At 66.5% G+C, this 17,196-nt stretch carries 17 protein-coding genes, 1 pseudogene and 1 riboswitch; of the genes and pseudogenes, 10 read left to right on the forward strand and 8 right to left on the reverse strand.

Annotated features, from left to right (window positions below; genetic code table 11):
* Window positions 1-81: 81 nt before the first annotated feature.
* From PSELUDRAFT_RS15840 to ssuE, 3 genes are all read right to left on the reverse strand, one after another.
* Window positions 82-759: a methionine ABC transporter permease gene (locus tag PSELUDRAFT_RS15840; RefSeq protein ID WP_088967751.1), complete on the reverse strand. Its 678-nt coding sequence runs from the start codon at window positions 757-759 to the stop codon at window positions 82-84.
* Window positions 759-1,769, reverse strand: a complete 1,011-nt coding sequence (locus PSELUDRAFT_RS15845; RefSeq protein WP_088967752.1) for a methionine ABC transporter ATP-binding protein — start codon at window positions 1,767-1,769, stop codon at window positions 759-761. Before PSELUDRAFT_RS15845 ends, PSELUDRAFT_RS15840 begins: the two co-directional genes overlap by 1 nt.
* A gap of 136 nt (window positions 1,770-1,905) precedes the next feature.
* Window positions 1,906-2,499: an NADPH-dependent FMN reductase gene (gene ssuE, locus PSELUDRAFT_RS15850; protein ID WP_088967753.1), complete on the reverse strand. Its 594-nt coding sequence runs from the start codon at window positions 2,497-2,499 to the stop codon at window positions 1,906-1,908.
* A 387-nt stretch (window positions 2,500-2,886) separates the two neighbouring features.
* Between ssuE and PSELUDRAFT_RS15855 the strand changes: the two genes are divergently transcribed.
* From PSELUDRAFT_RS15855 to PSELUDRAFT_RS15885, 8 genes and pseudogenes are all read left to right on the forward strand, one after another.
* Window positions 2,887-3,882 (forward strand): LLM class flavin-dependent oxidoreductase, encoded by a 996-nt coding sequence (locus PSELUDRAFT_RS15855; RefSeq protein WP_088967754.1) that lies wholly within the window; start codon window positions 2,887-2,889, stop codon window positions 3,880-3,882.
* Between the two features lie 20 nt (window positions 3,883-3,902).
* Window positions 3,903-5,237, forward strand: a complete 1,335-nt coding sequence (locus tag PSELUDRAFT_RS15860) for an LLM class flavin-dependent oxidoreductase (RefSeq protein ID WP_088967755.1) — start codon at window positions 3,903-3,905, stop codon at window positions 5,235-5,237.
* Window positions 5,237-6,442 carry a M20 aminoacylase family protein gene (locus PSELUDRAFT_RS15865; RefSeq protein ID WP_088967756.1) on the forward strand — a complete coding sequence of 402 codons (1,206 nt, stop codon included), beginning with the start codon at window positions 5,237-5,239 and terminating at the stop codon, window positions 6,440-6,442. The genes PSELUDRAFT_RS15860 and PSELUDRAFT_RS15865 overlap by 1 nt, the downstream gene beginning before the upstream one ends.
* A gap of 8 nt (window positions 6,443-6,450) precedes the next feature.
* Window positions 6,451-6,984, forward strand: coding sequence for a GNAT family N-acetyltransferase (locus PSELUDRAFT_RS15870; RefSeq protein ID WP_088967757.1), 534 nt, complete (start codon window positions 6,451-6,453; stop codon window positions 6,982-6,984).
* A 22-nt stretch (window positions 6,985-7,006) separates the two neighbouring features.
* Window positions 7,007-7,888, forward strand: a pseudogene (locus tag PSELUDRAFT_RS19865) (amino acid ABC transporter permease); the annotation flags it as partial.
* Between the two features lie 129 nt (window positions 7,889-8,017).
* Window positions 8,018-8,791, forward strand: coding sequence for an amino acid ABC transporter ATP-binding protein (locus PSELUDRAFT_RS19690; RefSeq protein WP_369800123.1), 774 nt, complete (start codon window positions 8,018-8,020; stop codon window positions 8,789-8,791).
* Between the two features lie 62 nt (window positions 8,792-8,853).
* Window positions 8,854-9,792: an ABC transporter substrate-binding protein gene (locus tag PSELUDRAFT_RS15880; RefSeq protein ID WP_088967759.1), complete on the forward strand. Its 939-nt coding sequence runs from the start codon at window positions 8,854-8,856 to the stop codon at window positions 9,790-9,792.
* A gap of 193 nt (window positions 9,793-9,985) precedes the next feature.
* Window positions 9,986-10,291, forward strand: a complete 306-nt coding sequence (locus tag PSELUDRAFT_RS15885) for a DUF2325 domain-containing protein (RefSeq protein ID WP_088967760.1) — start codon at window positions 9,986-9,988, stop codon at window positions 10,289-10,291.
* Between the two features lie 73 nt (window positions 10,292-10,364).
* Here PSELUDRAFT_RS15885 and PSELUDRAFT_RS15890 read toward each other — a convergent pair whose 3' ends face one another.
* The 5 genes from PSELUDRAFT_RS15890 to PSELUDRAFT_RS15910 form a co-directional block, all read right to left on the reverse strand.
* Window positions 10,365-10,955 carry a malonic semialdehyde reductase gene (locus tag PSELUDRAFT_RS15890; protein WP_088967761.1) on the reverse strand — a complete coding sequence of 197 codons (591 nt, stop codon included), beginning with the start codon at window positions 10,953-10,955 and terminating at the stop codon, window positions 10,365-10,367.
* A gap of 11 nt (window positions 10,956-10,966) precedes the next feature.
* A complete protein-coding gene (locus PSELUDRAFT_RS15895) occupies window positions 10,967-11,182 on the reverse strand; it encodes a molybdopterin-binding protein (RefSeq protein ID WP_088967762.1) in 216 nt (71 codons plus the stop codon).
* 381 nt (window positions 11,183-11,563) lie between these two features.
* The gene (locus tag PSELUDRAFT_RS15900) at window positions 11,564-12,085 is read right to left on the reverse strand and encodes a VOC family protein (protein WP_088967763.1); all 522 of its coding nucleotides are present in this window, start codon (window positions 12,083-12,085) and stop codon (window positions 11,564-11,566) included.
* A 127-nt stretch (window positions 12,086-12,212) separates the two neighbouring features.
* The gene (locus PSELUDRAFT_RS15905; RefSeq protein ID WP_088967764.1) at window positions 12,213-13,079 is read right to left on the reverse strand and encodes an EAL domain-containing protein; all 867 of its coding nucleotides are present in this window, start codon (window positions 13,077-13,079) and stop codon (window positions 12,213-12,215) included.
* Between the two features lie 281 nt (window positions 13,080-13,360).
* A complete protein-coding gene (locus PSELUDRAFT_RS15910) occupies window positions 13,361-14,845 on the reverse strand; it encodes a cobyric acid synthase (protein WP_088967765.1) in 1,485 nt (494 codons plus the stop codon).
* A 132-nt stretch (window positions 14,846-14,977) separates the two neighbouring features.
* Here PSELUDRAFT_RS15910 and cbiB point away from each other — a divergent pair, with 132 nt between their 5' ends.
* Window positions 14,978-15,910, forward strand: a complete 933-nt coding sequence (cbiB, locus tag PSELUDRAFT_RS15915; RefSeq protein ID WP_088967766.1) for an adenosylcobinamide-phosphate synthase CbiB — start codon at window positions 14,978-14,980, stop codon at window positions 15,908-15,910.
* Window positions 15,903-16,967: a threonine-phosphate decarboxylase CobD gene (gene cobD, locus PSELUDRAFT_RS15920; RefSeq protein WP_157725161.1), complete on the forward strand. Its 1,065-nt coding sequence runs from the start codon at window positions 15,903-15,905 to the stop codon at window positions 16,965-16,967. The genes cbiB and cobD overlap by 8 nt, the downstream gene beginning before the upstream one ends.
* A riboswitch (cobalamin riboswitch) is annotated at window positions 16,932-17,111 on the forward strand. It overlaps the preceding gene by 36 nt.
* The last annotated feature ends 85 nt before the right edge of the window (window positions 17,112-17,196 follow it).

The following is a 17,196-nucleotide window of genomic DNA, read 5'->3' on the forward strand; positions in this document are numbered from 1 at the left end:
AAAGTCTCCCCCTGCCCGGGCCGGCGTGGCCAGGGCAGGCGGGGTATACAGCACGGTGAGAAGAAACGGTTCGGTAAGGCGTCAGTGGTGACGACAGCGGCGCACCAGGCGGTCGCCCGCGTATTGCAGCAGCTGCACCAACAGCAGCAGCAAGGCCACAGTGACCACCATCACCTCAGTCTGGAAGCGCTGATAGCCATAGCGCACCGCCAGGTCGCCCAGCCCGCCACCGCCGATGACGCCGGACATGGCGGTGTAGCCCACCAGCGCCACGGCAGTAACGGTGGCGGCGCCGATCAGGCCGGGCAGCGCCTCCGGCAGCAGCACCTTGGCGATGATCTGCGGCAGCCGCGCGCCCATGGACTGGCTGGCCTCGATCACGCCGCGATCCACCTCGCGTAGCACGTTCTCCACCAGGCGGGCATAGAACGGCACCGCCCCAGCCACCAGCGGTACAATGGCGCCGGCCACGCCGATGGAAGTGCCCACCAGCAACAGGGTGAGCGGGATCAGCACGATCAGCAGGATCACGAACGGCAGCGAGCGCAGCATGTTCACCAGCAGGGACAGCACCGCGTACAGCCGTGGCCGGGCGCGCAGCTGGCCGGGGGCGCTGATGTACAGCAGCACGCCCAGCGGCAGCCCCAGCAGCACGGTAAGCAGCAGCGACACCCCCAGCATGGTCAGGGTATCCAGCGCCGCGGCGCCGATTTCGGCCCAGTCGACTTGCAGCAGCAGGTTCCAGTCGAATTCCGCCATCACAGCACCTCGCATTCCACGCCCTCGCGGGCAAATACCGCCGGCAGCGCCAGCAGGTCGATATCGCTTGCCACCACGCCAGCCAGCAGCTGGCCAAACGGCGTGTGCTTGATTTCCGCCAGCGTGCCGGACAGCAGGTTGATGCGCAGCCCCGCCTCGCGGCCAACCTTGTCCAGCACCGGCTGCAGCGCCGGCTGGCCGACAAAGGTCAGGCGGATCAGCGGCAGGCCGATGCGCGCGCGCCAGGCCTCATGCACGCCGGCCTGGGCCAGCCCGGTTTCCGCCAGCAGGCTGCGCGTTACCTCGTGGCGCGGATGCAGGAACACCTCCAGCACCTGGCCGGACTCCACCACCCGGCCGTGATCCAGCACCGCCACGCTGTCGCACAGCTGACGGATCACCCGCATATCGTGGGTGATCATCACGATAGTCAGCCCGAGCTGGCGATTGATGTCAGCCAGCAGCGCCAGAATGGCATCGGTGGTTTCCGGGTCCAGCGCCGAGGTGGCCTCGTCGCACAGCAGCACCTCCGGTTGGTTGGCCAGCGCGCGGGCAATGCCCACCCGCTGCTTCTGGCCGCCAGATAACTGCTGCGGATACTTGTCGCCATGCGCCTGCAACCCCACCAGTGCCAGCAGTTCGTCCACGCGCACCGCCATCTGCGCCGCATTCATGCCGCCAGCCAGCTCCAGCGGAAAGCGCACGTTGGCCGCAACCGTGCGCGAACGCAGCAGGTTGAAATGCTGGAACACCATGCCGATGCGCTGCCGGCGCCGCTGCAACGCCGGCTCGTCCAGCGCGGTAAGCTCCTCCCCGCCAAGGCGCACGCTGCCGCTGTCCGGGCGCTCCAGCAGGTTGAGGCAACGGATCAGCGTGCTCTTGCCGGCGCCGGAGCGGCCGATGATGCCGAACACCTCGCCGTGGCGGATGCTCAGGCTCACCGCGCTGAGCGCAGCCAGCTGCCGGCCGCCGTGCTGATAGTGCTTACTCAGGTTTGTTACTTCGATCATGTTCTGCTTTCGTGGCTCACTGCTGCTCCCGCCTGGCGGCAGGACAATGGCAGGCAGTCTAGCCAGCACGCCTAAAAACCAAAAACAATAAAAATCGGATTTTTTATTTGCTTTAGTGATAAAGCGCGAGCCGGCATCACAGGCTGATCAGCCGTGAAATCAGGTCTTCCGACAGCCGTGTCGCCTGCGCTGCCGGCGCCAGGGCGGCACCGGCACGCAACAGCGCGGCAAACTCGTCCACCGCCGCATCCAGCCGCGCGGCCAGCTCCGCCGCCAGCGCCTCGCCCGGCTCGCGGCCTATCTGTTGCTCGCTGGCAAACACCCCTTGGTGAATCTCGCTGGCCTTCAGCGCCGCCAACACCGGCTTGATGGCGTAGTCCAGCGCCAGCAGGTGGCCGGGCGAACCGCCGCTAGCCAGCGGCAGCACCGGTTTGCCGGCAAAGCCGCCTTCCGGCACTAGGTCCAGCAGTACCTTCAGCGCTCCGGCGTAGGCCGCCTTGTAGACCGGCGAGGCAACAATGATGCCGCTGGCGGCCAGCACCCGCTGCTGCAGCTGCTGCACCGCGGGGGCGGCAAAGTTGCCGTGCAGCAGGTCCTGGGCGGCAAAGTCATGGATGCTGATGGTTTCCACCGCAATACCCGCCCGCGACAGGCGCGCGGCGGCATGCTCGATCAGCCTGGCTGTTCGCGAGTTTTTGCTGGGGCTACCCAGAATAGCAATCACGGACATGTTTCTCTCCTGCTGAAATAAAACATCGGGCCAGATAAAGCCCGGCGCAAATCATCACCGGGAATATATTTATCTGTGCCCTGTGTATCTGGGTTTACAAAAAAATGGCCGGATCAATGATCCGGCCCAGGCAACGGGACAAATGGAGAAATCGCAATAAATCGCCAACCCAGATTAACCCGGACCAACAAACTCGCCAAGCAAGCAATACTGATTTGCTTTGTCAGTCTGCATATAAGCCAGGCCACGTTCCTTAGCATTATTCCGGCAAAAGCATTCGCCATTCAAAAATATGCTTGCCATTTCAAATCACAAGCCATGCCATTGAATTAATCATTTTCCAGCGGTAGATTTTTTGCGTGACCTTAAAATCAACAGGAAGCGCAAATGTCTTATTCAATATCGATTCTGGAAAAAAGCCCGATCCCAGAAGGAAAAACCGCGGCCGATGCCTTGCGTCACAGCGTGAAACTGGCACAGCGGGCGGAAGAACTGGGCTACCACCGCTTCTGGCTGGCCGAACACCACGGCAATGGCCAGCTGGCCAGTGTGGCACCGGAAATCGTCGCCGCTCACATTCTGGCCCGCACCTCGCTGATCCGCGTCGGCACTGGCGGCGTGATGCTGCAGCACTACAGCCCGTACAAGGTGGCCGAGATATTCCGTCAGCTGGCCGCACTGGCGCCTGGCCGGGTGGATGCCGGCGTGGGCAAGGCGCCGGGCGGGCTGCCGCTGAGTACCCGCGCGCTACAGCAACGTCATGCCGGCCCGGCCGATTTCGAACAGCTGCTGGCTGAGCTGGACGGCTTTCTGCAAGGCCCGCTGCCGGCGGAGCACCCACTGGCCGGCACCGTGGCCACCCCGGTGCTGGAGCAGGCACCGCAACGCATCCTGCTGGGCGGCAGCCCGGAAAGCGCGGCACTGGCTGCCCGCCATGGCTGGGATTTCACCTTTGCCGGCCACTTCAACGGCGATGCGGCCAACCTGCAGGCCACGCTGACCACCTACCGCCAGGCCAGCGGCAAGCAGCCGGCGCTGGCGCTGTACGCCTTTGCCGCCAACAGCCGCACCGAGGCCGAAGCGCTGGTGGGCGAGCTGCGCATCTTCAAGCTGCACCCCGAACGCGGCCAGGCGGTGAACCTGCCATCGCTGGCGGCGGCCGAGCAGTACGCGCGCCAGGCCGGCCTGCACCACTACCACATCGAAGAACTGCGCCCGCACGTGATCACCGGCAGCGGCGAAGACGTGCGCCGCCAGCTGGACGAGCTGCACCACCGCTACGGCGTGCGCGAGTTCGTCATCGACAACCCGGTCGCCGACTTTGCCCGCCGCCTCGCCTCCATCGAACTGATAGCCGGCGCCGACATCGCCATCGCCGCCTGAACCCTGCAAGGAGAACATCCATGAGCCAAGCCAAACCCATTCCTTTCGGCATCATGCTGCACGGTGCCGGCGGCCACATGAATTCGTGGAAGCACCCGTCCGGCCCGGCCGACGCCAGCGTGAACCTGGATTTCTACATCGACACCACGCGCAAGGCCGAGGCCGCCGGCATCCGCTTTGCCTTCGTGGCCGACGGCCTGTACATCAACGAGAAGTCGATTCCGCATTTCCTGAACCGCTTCGAGCCGCTGACCATCCTGTCGGCACTGGCCACCGCCACCAGCAAGATTGGTCTGGCCGGCACGGTGTCCACCTCCTACAGCGACCCGTTCACCGTGGCGCGGCAGTTCGCCTCGCTGGACCTGATCAGCGGCGGCCGCGCCGGCTGGAACGTGGTGACCACGCCGCTGGAAGGCAGCGCCAGCAACTACAACCGCCCGCACCCGGAACATGCGCTGCGTTACGAGATCGCCGACGAATACCTGCAGCTCACCCAGGGCCTGTGGGACAGCTGGGACGATGACGCCTTCGTGCGCAACCGCGACAGCGGTCAGTTCTTCGACCCGGCCAGGCTTCATACCCTCAACCACCAGGGCCGCTTCTTCCAGGTGGCCGGGCCGCTGAACATCAGCCGCTCGCCACAGGGGCAGCCGGTGATCTTCCAGGCCGGCTCCTCCGATGCCGGCATCGCATTGGCCGGCAAGTATGCCGACGCGGTGTTCACCCACTCGCCGTCGCTGGAGGACACCCGCCAGTTCCTGCACCAGGTGAAAGCCAGCGCCGTGGCCCACGGCCGCGGCAGCAACGAGGTGAAGATCTTCCCCGGCATCAACCCGGTGGTAGCCGCCACCCGTGCCGAGGCCGAAGCCAAGAACCAGCGCATACGCGAACTGCTCACCATCGACGAGGCGCTGGCCTACCTGGGCCGCTTCTTCGACCACCACGATTTCAGCCAGTACGAGCTGGATGCCCCCTTCCCCGAGCTTGGCGAGGTTGGCCGCAACAGCTTCCGCTCCACCACCGACCGCATCAAGGAGGACGCCCGCCAGCGCGGCCTGACCCTGCGCCAGGTGGCGCTGGAGGCGGCCACCCCGCGTGACCAGTTCGTGGGCAGCGGCGAGGAGGTGGCCGACGAGATCATCCGCTGGATAGACGCCGGTGCCGCCGACGGCTTCATCCTCGGTTTTGCCGTCAGCGCGCAGGGGCTGGACGACTTCATCCAGTACGTGATTCCGCTGCTGGAAGCGCGCGGCTGCTACCAGCGCGATCTGCCGGGCAACACCCTGCGCGACCACCTGGGGCTGGCACGCAAGCAGAGCCGCTACCAGCAACACGCACGGCAGCAGGTGGCGTGATGGGCACATCCGATATCGTGACCAGGCTGGCGCCGGCCGAGCGCATTGCCGCCCACATCGCCGGCTTTGCCGACGAGTTCGTCGCGCTGCGCCGCGACCTGCACCGGCACCCGGAGCTGTCGTTCCAGGAGGTGCGCACCGCCGGCATCGTAGCCCAGCTGCTGGCCGGCTGGGGCTATGAGGTCAGCACCGGCATCGCCGGCACCGGCGTGGTGGGCACCCTGCAACGCGGCAGCGGCAGCCGCCGGCTGGGCCTGCGCGCCGACATGGACGCGCTGCCGATACAGGAGGCCACAGGCCTGCCCCACGCCAGCGTCAATGCCGGGGTGATGCACGCCTGCGGCCATGACGGCCACACCGCCATCCTGCTGGCGGCGGCGCGCTACCTAGCCGAGGCCGGGCAGTTCGACGGCACCCTGCAGCTGATCTTCCAGCCGGCCGAGGAAACCGGCGCCGGCGCGCAGCGCATGATCGACGAAGGCCTGTTCCAGCGCTTTCCCTGCGATGCGGTGTTCGGGCTGCACAACTGGCCCGGCGTGGACAGCGGCCACGTGGGTTGCGTCTGCGGCCCGGCCATGGCCTCGGTGGATCAGGCGCGCATCACCGTGCGTGGCCAGGGCGGGCATGGCGCCGAGCCGCAGCACGCGGTGGACCCGATAGTGGTCAGCGCCCACCTGATCACCGCGCTGCAGACGGTGGTATCGCGCAATGTGCCGCCGCTGGACATGGGCGTGGTAACGGTAGGCGCCATCCATGGCGGTGCGGCATCCAACGTGATACCGGACAGCGTGGAGCTGAAGCTCACCGCCCGCGCCTTCCGCCCCGAGGTGCGCCAGCTGCTGGCGCGGCGGGTGCCGGAACTGGTGCGCGCGCAGGCGCAGAGCTTTGGCGCCGAGGCCGAGGTGGACTACCGACTGGGCTTCCCGTCGGTGCTGAACCACGCGGCGGAAACCGAGTTCGCGCGCCAGGTGGCCATCGACACCCTGGGTGCGGCGCGGGTGCCGGCCGACTTCCGCCCGCGCACCGCCAGCGAGGACTTCGCCTTCATGCTGCAGGCGCGCCCCGGCAGCTACCTGTTCTTCGGCAACGGCGACAGCGCCCCGCTGCACAACCCCCGCTACGACTTCAACGACGCACTGATCCCGCTGGCCGCCACCTACTGGGCCAGCCTGGCGGAGCGTTTCCTGCGGCCCGAACAGGCATAGGAGCACATATGGCCGACCAGCTGCTGTTCACCACCCCCGATGACGCCCTCGCGCACCCCATGCTGGCAGAGCTGACGGCGGAGTACGACCGCCGCTACGGCGACTACTTCGGCCCGGCCGGCGCCAGCGCCGAAATGAACCGCTACCCGGCCAGCGCCTTCCAGCCGCCGGAGGGCAACTTCCTGCTGCTGCTGCGCGATGGCGTGGCCATTGCCGGTGGCGCCTTCAAGCGGCTGGACGCGCACACCGCGGAATTCAAGCGCATCTGGAGCCACCACGCCCACCGCCGCCAGGGGTTGGCCGCAAGCATGGTGGCGGCGCTGGAAGCGCAGGCCGCGCAGCAGGGCTACCGCCGCGTCTATCTCACCACCGGCTTTCGCCAGCCGGAGGCGGTGGCGCTGTACCTGAGCCAGGGCTACCAGCCGCTGTTCGACCTGCAGGCCGACCCGGCGCGCTACGGCACCCTGCCATTCGAAAAAAACCTGCACCCGGCCGGCACGGCACGGGATGCCGCAGCGCAGCCGATTCCATTCGTTGCCTGAATCACACGCAAGGACACACATCATGAGCGACATCACCCACCTCGCCGTGGCACGCCTGCCCGGCAGCGACAGCAGTGCCGGCAGCAGTCCCCGGCCCTGGTACGACTACACCGAGCTGCGCATCATCCCCGCGCGCTACCCGGCGCGCACCGCCGGCAGCATCGCCGCGGCGCTGATCATCGCCGCCCTGCTGTACTCGGTACTGAGCAACCCGCGCTGGGGCTGGCCGGTATTTGCCGAATGGTTCCTGGCCGAGCCGGTGCTGACCGGCCTGGGCCGCACCCTGCTGCTCACCGCGCTGGGCACCGTGTTCGGCTTCAGCCTCGGCACGGTGCTGGCGCTGGCGCGCGTGTCGCGCTCGCCGCTGCTCGCCAGCCTGTCCTGGGGCTATGTCTGGCTGTTCCGCTCCATTCCGCTGATCGTGCTGCTGCTGATCCTCAACAACCTGGGCTATCTGTACGAAACCGTCTGGCTGGGCGTGCCGTTCACCGACATCACCTTCGCCAGCTGGTCCACCACCCAGCTGATCACGCCGTTTGCCGCCGCCCTGCTCGGGCTGACGCTGAACCAGGCGGCGTTCTCCGCCGAGATCATCCGCGGCGGCATCCTGTCGGTGGACCAGGGCCAGCACGAGGCCGCCGCCGCACTGGGGCTGCCGCGCCACCGCCAGGCGCTGCGCATCGTGCTGCCGCAGGCCATGCGCAGCATCCTGCCCACCGCCTTCAACGACATCATCGGCCTGGCCAAGGGCACGTCCAACCTCTACATCCTGGCGCTGCCGGAGCTGTTCTACACCATCCAGGTGATCTACCGCCGCAACCTGGAGGTGATTCCGCTGCTGATGGTGGCCACCGTGTGGTACCTGATCATCCTCACCGTGCTGTCCGCCATTCAGGTGCATATCGAACGCCATTACGCCCGCGGCGCGCTGCGCACCGTGGCTCCTGGTTTGCTGGGGGGCTGGTGGGCGCGTCTGCGCCAGCCGGCCGCCGCGCCGGCGGCTGCGGCCAACCCTGGCGCGGCGCGGCAGCCGCTGCCGCGCATCCGTGGCGGCGCGGTAGCCATCAATAAGGTGAGCAAGCAGTACGGCGCGCTCACGGTGCTGGACCAGGTATCGCTGGAGCTGGCACCCGGCAGCGTCACCGCCATCATCGGGCCGTCCGGCTCCGGCAAATCCACCCTGCTGCGCAGCGTCAACCACCTGGAGCGCGTGGACAGCGGCTTCATCGCCATCGACGGCGAGCTGATCGGCTACCGCCAGCATGACGACGCGCTGCACGAGCTGAAGGAGCCGGAGATCCTGCGCAAGCGCGCCGAGGTCGGCATGGTGTTCCAGCATTTCAACCTGTTCCCGCACCTTACCGTGCTGGAAAACATCATCGAGGCGCCGCAGGCGGTGCGCGGCCAGTCCCGCCAGGAGGCCGAGGCGCTGGCCCGCGAGCTGCTGACCCGCGTCGGCCTGGCGGACAAGGCCAGCGCCTACCCGCGCCAGCTGTCCGGCGGCCAGCAGCAGCGCGTCGCCATTGCCCGCGCACTGGCACTGAAACCCAAGGTACTGCTGTTCGACGAGCCCACCTCGGCACTGGACCCGGAACTGGTGGGCGAGGTGCTGGACGTGATCCGCGAGCTGGCCAGCAGCGGCGCCACCCTGCTGGTGGTGACGCATGAAATCGGTTTTGCCCGCGAAGTGGCCGACAAGGTGGTGTTCATGGAACACGGGCGGGTACTGGAAACCGGCTCGCCGGCGCAGGTACTGGGGCAGCCGCGCCACGCCCGCACCCGCGAATTCCTCGCCAAGGTGCTGTAACGCTTTCCCTCCGTGCGGCGGGTGTGCCCGCCGCCATCACACATCCACAAAAGGACTGCATCATGACTATTTCCCGCCCGCTCCGTGCCGCCGCCGGCACTGCCCTTGCCCTGGCTACCCTGGCACTGCCGGTAGCCGCCGCCGAGTTCAAGGTCGATCTCAGCCCGGAACAGCCCGGCCGCGTGCGCGCTGCCAAGGTGGCCGCCGCCATCAGGCAGATCCCCAAGGACGCGCATTTTGTGAAGGACGGCGTGCTGACCGTGGCCATCAACGGCGGCCGCCTGCCGCTGGCCGCCTTCGCCACCGACACCCAGACCCTGGTGGGTTCGGACCCGGATATCGCCCAGCTGGTGGCCGACAGCCTTGGCCGCAAGTTGGAAATCGTCAACGTGGCCTGGGCCGACTGGCCACTGGGGCTCAGCTCCGGCAAATACGACGCGGTGATCTCCAACGTCACCGTGACCGAGGCGCGCAAGGAGAAATTCGACTTCTCCACCTACCGCCAGGACAAGCTGGGCATCTATGTGAAGAGCACCGGCCCGGTCAAACAGATCCGCGACCCCAAGGACATCGCCGGCCTGCGCGTGATCGTGGGCGCCAGCACCAACCAGGAGCAGATTCTGCTGCGCTGGAACCAGCAGAACGTGGCCGCCGGCCTGAAACCGGTGGAGGTGCAGTACTACGACGATGACGTGGTGCAGCGCCTGGCGATCCAGTCCGGCCGCGCCGATGCCTACCTCGGCCCCAACGCCATTGCCGCCTTCGAGGCCGCCAAGGATGGCAAGACCCGGCTGGCCGGCACCTTCTCCGGCGGCTGGCCGCTGAACGCCGACATCGCGGTAACCACCCGCAAGGGCAGCGGCCTCGCCGCGGCCATCACCACCGCCATCAACGTCCAGATCGGCAACGGCAACTACGCCAGGACGCTGAAGCGCTGGAACCTGGGTTCCGAGGCCATCACCCAGTCGCAGACCAACCCGGCCGGCCTGCCCAAGAGCTGAGCCGGCATCTGCCCGGGCAGGCGGCCGCCGGCCGCCTGCTGCGCGTCATCCCAGCACCGCTGTCTCCCCTCCCTTGCGGCCAACCCTGGCACGCGCCTTCCCCCCGAAACCCTGATAAGCATTACCGGTTTTCTTGGTTCAAGCCCCGCAGGCCGCTGGGTACAGTAGTGCCATCGACACAGGGGGAAATGCCATGAAAGCGATGATCGTAGGAGGAGACAGAATCGACACCACGCGCCGCGCGCTGCAGGCCTCCGGCTACGCCGACATCCTGCACTGGAGCGGCCGCAAGCCGGCGGACCTGATCCGGCCACTGCCATCCGGCGTCGACCATATCGTGATCATGCTGGACTTCATCAACCACAATCTGGCGCGTCGTGTACGCGACATGGCGCGGGAGCGGCAGATCAGCGTGGCCTATGTTGGCCGCAAGTGCCAGGGCGGCCCGGAAGTGGCCACCGGCCGGCCAGGCGCCGCCAGGGCGCTGCACAGCGCCTGAAGCTGCCGCGCCGCCGGCAGCACGCAAAAAAGCCATGGTTAGTCACCATGGCTTTTTTACTGCCCGCGCCGGGTCAATACACGCGGGCCACTTCGTCGAACGCCAGCCGCGGGCCGCGCGGAAACGCCACCGCCCCGTCGGCATAGCCCAGGTTGACCAGCAGCAGGCTCTTGTAGCGGCCATCGGCAAAGAAGATGTCATCCACCCCCTCGGCATCGAAGCCGCTCATCGGCCCGGCAGCCAGGCCCAGCGCCCGGGCCGCCAGAATCAGATAGCCCGCCTGCAGCGTGGCATTGGTGCGCGCGCCCGGTTCGATCAGCTGCGGCAGGCTGTCGTAGAGGCCCTTGGCGTCGAAAGCAGGGAACTGGCTGGGCAGCTGTTCGTGAAAGGCAGTGTCGTAGGCCACGATCACCGTCAGCGGCGCCGCCAGCGTCTTGTCGCGGTTGCCGGCCGACAGCGCCGGCGCCAGCTGTTGCCGCGCAGTGGCGCTGCGCAGGAACACATAGCGCGCCGGCTGGCCGTTGAAGGCGGTCGGCCCCCATTTCAGCAGCTCGTACAGCTGCTCGATCAGCTCGTCGCCTATCGGCCGGCTGCTGAAGTTGTGCTGCGAGCGCGCCGCGGTAAACAGCTGCGCCAGCGCTGGCGTGGACAGTGCGGTCGTCATGATGGCGCTCCTTACAGGGTGGCGATGGACACTTCGGTGGATTTCACGAAGGCGATGACCTCCGAACCCACCTGCAGGCCCAGCTCGCGCACCGAGCGGGTGGTGATCACCGAGGTGACGATGCCGGAGGCGGTCTGCACGTCCACTTCCGACAGTACCGGGCCGTCGATGATCTCCTTGATCACGCCGCGAAACTGGTTGCGTACATTGATGGATTTGATGCTCATGCGGTTTCCCCTATGGCTGGTGGCAATAAAAACCGGTGCTGGCGGCAGCGTGATTTCCCTATCACCCCGCCACCTGGCGCCTGCTTGTGCGGCCAACCTTAGCAGCCACCGCCGGCCGGCCAAACCAAGGAAATCCGGATTGCTTTTGCAGCCAACGGCATAGCCCGGACACCGCAGCGGCGGCATACCGTTGTTATGCGTGTTACGGGATTTCCAAGCCGTTTTTCTTGCTTAGCCTGCGCCAGGGCCAACCGTATCGTGGCCCCCGCCGTAACGCCGCAAGGAGAACCCCATGAGCCCCCCTGACTGCCACCACCTCCAGCATCAGCCCAGGGGCGCTGCTGGCCACTCGACGTGACAAGGGCGGTGGCACCAGGCAGCTCAGGCCGCGCTGGCGTACAGATGGGCAAAACGCTGCAAGTCGCGCGCCCAGTCCAGTGCGCGGGTTTGCTGCTGGCGGTCGGCGGCCTGCAATTCGCTCGCCGGCACCACCCAGGTCACCTCGAACAGCAAGCCGTCCGGATCGTGCCCGTACACGCTGCGTATGGCGCCGTGGTCTTCCTCCAGCCCCAGCCGCCCCAGGGCGGCCAGCTGGTCGCGTATCCGTTTCAGCTCCGGCAGGCTGTCCACCTCCCAGGCCAGGTGATACAGCCCGGCCGGCGGCTCATTAGCAGCCGGCGGCTCGCCACTCGGGCTGAACACGCCGGCACGCTGCTGCCCGGCATTCTTGCTGAACAGTGCCAGATCATGGTCGTTGTCGGAATCGGCAGCCTGGGCAAATACTGCCTGAGCCGGATTTGCCGACGGTTTGGGGCGGAAACCCAGCACCTCACGATAAAACTCGGTGCTGCGGCCAACATCGCTGACATACAGCACGGCGTGGTTGAGACGACGGATACCCATGTGAATCCTTTTTTACAGTAATGGCCGATGGTGAATGGTGACTGTCGCGCACCCGCCTTGCTATCAGGCTGCGGGAATACAGCGACTGTATGCGGCCGAATAGGCAGGGTGAAGCAAACAGTTCTGCTTAGCTTATTGCCGCTATTGCGGATGGCATTGCAGGCTGATTCAGCTGTTCACTAATCAAGGAACCGGCCAGATAGCGCGCGTGCAATTGCCGGGCCAGATGCGCCATCTGACCACAGCTGATCTCATCCACCCCCAGCAGGAATCCTTGTGCCACCAGATCAGGCAGCAGTGCCAGCAATTGCTCCCGTACCGATGGGTACAGCACCGCGCGCTGGCTGAAACGGGTGGCCAGCACAAGATAGTCCGGCTCAAGTGACCACAGGCATGCCAGGTCATGCTCTCCTTCACCAAAACCACCCAGCCCTATCCGGTGCCGATTGGCGCGATAGCGTGCAACCAGCTCCTGCCCGGCACGCAAAGTCTGCCAATCGACAAATAGCTGGAAGCGTAGCAAGGGGGCAGGCAATCCCAGTACCGTCAGCAGATCACCGGTGAAGTCGACAATGTGATCGCTATAGCCATAACAAATGCGGGGATCCAGATCGATACGCAAACCACGGTCTGTGCCATGGCGACCACAATGATTAAGCAGGTGCAATACCCGAACCAGCTTGAGCAAAGCCAGTATTTTCTGCTCCGTGTAATTCATGGCAAACAGCCAGCCTGCCGGAATGGACTGCCCGAACTGCCCATAAATGCGCAAGCGCGCTGCATAGTGTGAAAACCGCTCTTGCTGCGATTCCCTGCACACAACTGCAAAAAAATCGCTTGCCAATAACCAGCCATCGAACTCGGCAAATACTTCCTGTTCGTTCCAGTGCAAACGCACGGGGCATGGCATATTGGCGAGTATTTGCCGACAGTGCTCAATATGTGCCGGCTGAAAACCTGCCGGATAAGAACGAGCTTGCTTGAAGCGTTTCATGACATGGCTTGTATGGTTTCAGGCGGTAACTGTAACCAATTCAAGTCGCCACATTTATATGAATACCTGCAAAGCATTGCACCACGCCGTGTTGGGCAGATATCCCCGGAGCGGCCCTGGCCAGTGCCCTCGCCCGCGAACTCGCGGCATGCCAAGTGAGATCTGTTGCCCGCTGCCACCGTCACCCGGGCGGCATCAGCCCGGCGGTGGGCGCCGGCGTGGGGCGGGAATGTCTACAGAAGCCGGGGCAGTCCAGCCCTAGATGCGATGAAGGCAGGCACTCAGCTGCAGGCAAAGCCACAGCCTGCCGGAAGATGCTCGGCAAGCTGTTCCAGCTTGAGGTGCTGTTCGAGCATGTCGGCCAGGCGATCGATATGCGCGTCCCGTTCGGCGCGGTAGTCATGCGCCGCCGGCTGCTGCAGCCCGGCCCAGCGCAGCAAGGCCTGGCAAGCCTCCGGGTGGTCGAACAGGCCATGCAGGTAGCTGCCCAGCACCTGGCCGTCGGCAGACACCGCACCGTCACAGCCGCCGGCCAGCGTGACAGCCGGCTTATCCAGCGCCGGGCCGCTCGACACGCCCATGTGTATCTCGTAGCCACTGACCGCGGCATCGGCGAATGCCAGCCGCCCCTCCACCCGCTCCAGCCGCTTGTGCGCGGTCAGCGTGGTTTCCATATCGAGCAGGCCGAGTCCGGGCGAGCTGCCGGCGGCGCTTTCCAGCCCCAGCGGGTCGTGCAGCTGTTTACCCAGCATCTGGTAACCGCCGCAGATGCCGATCAGCTTGCCGCCGTAGCGCAGGTGACGCTGGATGGCCGGCTCCCAGCCGTTGGCGCGCAGCCAGTCCAGGTCGTGGCGCACGTTCTTGCTACCGGGCAGCACAATCAGGTCGGCCGGCGGGATCGTTTCCCCGGCACGCACCACGCTCACCGTCACCTGCGGGTGCAGCCGTAGCGCATCGAAATCGGTGTGATTACTCAAACGGGGCAGCGCCGGCACCACCACGCGCAAGCGCTGCGCGGCGCCCGCTGCCGGCAACGCGGCGCCCTGGCTCAGGCTGTCCTCGGCTTCGATATGCAGCCCCTGCAGATACGGCAGCACGCCCAGCACCGGCTTGCCGGTATGTTGTTCCAGCCAGTCTATGCCGGGTTGCAGCAGGGCCACGTCGCCGCGAAAGCGGTTGATCACCAGCCCCACCACCCTGGCCTGCTCGCTCGGCGACAACAGCGCCAGTGTGCCCACCAGGTGGGCAAACACCCCGCCGCGGTCGATGTCGGCCACCAGCAGCACCGGGCAATCCACCGCCTCGGCAAAGCCCATATTGGCGATATCACCCTCGCGCAGGTTGATCTCGGCCGGGCTGCCCGCCCCCTCCACCACCACGAACTGGTACTGTGCGGCCAACCTTTGATGCGACTCCAGCACTGCCTGCATCGCCTGCGGCTTGTAGGCGTGGTAGCTGACGGCATCCATGTTCGACAGCACCTTCCCCTGCACGATCACCTGCGAGCCGGTATTGCTGTTGGGCTTGAGCAGGATGGGGTTCATGTCGGTGTGCGGTTCGATGCCGCAGGCCAGCGCCTGCACCGCCTGCGAGCGGCCAATCTCGCCACCGTCCACCGTCACCGCGCTGTTGAGCGCCATATTCTGCGGTTTGAACGGGGCCACCCGGATGCCTCGTCGCGCCAGGAGGCGGCACAGCCCGGTGGCAAGCGTGCTCTTACCGGCATCGGATGTGGTCCCCATGATCATCAGGGTTTTGGCTGGCATGGCTAAACTCCGTACGCTTTTTCGGGCATTGGCCCTAGAATTGCGGTCTTTCGATTCGGCTGTCGGTAGCCAGATCGCGCCCCAGGCGCGGCAGCACCGACCAGAAAGGCCGAGATTATATAGGCGCATCCGGTGTTCACTTCCGTTTTTCTGCTGCTGGCGGTACTGCTCGACAAACTGCTGGGCGAGCCGCGCCGCTGGCATCCGCTGGTGGGTTTCGGCAGCCTGGTGCGGCGCGTCGAGGCGGCGCTCTACCCGGCCGACCCCGACCCCGACCACGCATCCATGCTGCAAATGCGGCTGCGCGGCGTGCTCGGCATTGCCATGCTGCTGTTGCCGTTCAGCCTGCTGGCGGCCCTGCTGGCGCGGCTGCCCTACCTTGGCGGCGTTGCCAGCGTCGTGCTGCTCTACCTCGCCATTGGCACCAGGAGCCTGGGCCAGCACGCGCAGGCGGTGGTCGATGCGCTGCACGGCGACGATCTGCCGCTGGCCCGCCAGCGGGTCGGCATGATCGTCAGCCGCGAAACCGCCACCCTGGCCGCACCGGACGTAGCGCGCGCCACCATTGAATCGGTACTGGAAAACGGCAGCGACGCGGTGTTCGCCGCGGTGTTCTGGTTCCTGCTGCTGGGCGCGCCGGGTGTGGTGCTGTACCGGCTCGCCAATACCCTGGACGCAATGTGGGGCTACAAAAACCAGCGCTACCTGCACTTTGGCTGGGCCGCAGCACGCTTTGACGACGTGATGAACTACATCCCGGCCCGGCTCACCGCCCTGACCTACATCGTTCTTGGCAATCTCCGCGACGGCTGGCGCTGCTGGCGCCAGCAGGCGCCTACCTGGTACAGCCCGAACGCCGGCCCGGTAATGGCCGCCGGCGCCGGGTCGCTCGGCGTGATGCTGGGTGGCGCCGCCCGCTACCACGGCAGCCTGAAGCAGCGCCCGGCGCTGGGGGTTGGCCGCATGCCCGGCACGCACGACATCAGCCGCGCGATGCGGCTGGTCGACCACGGCCTGTGGCTGTGGGTGGCGCTCGCCCTCGCCGGAGGGTGGCTGCATGCTTGACCATGGTGGCGGCATCCTGGCGGCGGCGCACCGCTACGGCATCCCGCTCGGGGACTGGCTGGACCTGTCCACCGGGCTGAACCCGCAGGGCTGGCCGGTGCCCGCCCTGCCGGCAAGCTGCTGGCAACGGCTGCCGGAAGAAAACGATGGCCTGGAGGCCGCCGCCGCGGCCTACTACGGCAGCGATGCGCTACTGCCGGTGGCCGGCTCGCAGCCGGCAATCCAGGCGCTGCCGCTGCTGCGCCCGCGCGGCGTTGTCGGCATGCTGGCCACCAGCTACGCCGAGCACGCCCACGCCTGGCAGCGGCGCGGGCACCAGGTGCTGCGCCTGGCGCCGGATGAGCTGGAAGCGGCCGTCGATGCCGTCGATGTGCTGCTGCTGGTCAACCCCAACAACCCGACCGGCTGGCACGCGCCGGCCAGCCAGCTGAACCGCTGGCGCGAGCGGCTGGCGGCCCGTGGCGGCTGGCTGGTGGTAGACGAGGCATTCATGGACTGCACGCCGGACAACAGCCTGCTGCCCTTCATCGGCGCAACGGGCCTGGTGGTGCTGCGCTCGATAGGCAAGTTCTTTGGCCTGGCCGGCGCGCGCGCCGGCTTCGTGTTCGCCTGGCCCGAGCTGCTTGCGCAGCTGCGTGAGGAACTGGGGCCGTGGACGCTGGCCGGCCCGGCGCGGCAGGCGGTGAAGGCGGCACTGCAGGACACCGCCTGGCAGCACGACACCCGGCTGCGCCTGGCGCACGACAGCGCCCGGCTTGGCGCCATGCTGCGCCAGCATAGCCTGGTGCCGGACGGCAGCAGCGCGCTGTTCCAGTGGCTGCGGCACCCGCAGGCGGCGGTGCTGCACGATGCCCTCGCCCGCTGCGGCGTGCTGTGCCGGTATTTCGCCGAATCGTCCAGCCTGCGCTTCGGCCTGCCGGCCGGCGAGGCCGACTGGCAAAGACTGCAGGCCGCGCTGGCAGCCATCGGCCCGCTGCTCCACCCGGAGCAGGATTCACAAGCCAGGCCCCATCACGTATCATCCGCCGCTGCAAATGATGGTGCCCGTAAAGGGTGAAACGGGAATGCGGTGAGATACCGCAGCTGCCCCCGCAACTGTAAGTGACGAGCCTGCGTCACATGCCACTGGGCCCGGCCCGGGAAGGCGACGCAAGGCAATGACGCACGAGCCAGGAGACCGGCCATTATCTTCAGTCGACGTGGGTTGAAACCGGGCGGGGTGTACCGGGGGATAGCAACACGCGGCCACAGCTGGTCGTCTTGTCCTTACTCGCGGCGATGTTCCT

It is taken from the genome of Vogesella sp. LIG4, from assembly GCF_900090205.1.
Taxonomy (GTDB): Bacteria; Pseudomonadota; Gammaproteobacteria; order Burkholderiales; family Chromobacteriaceae; genus Vogesella.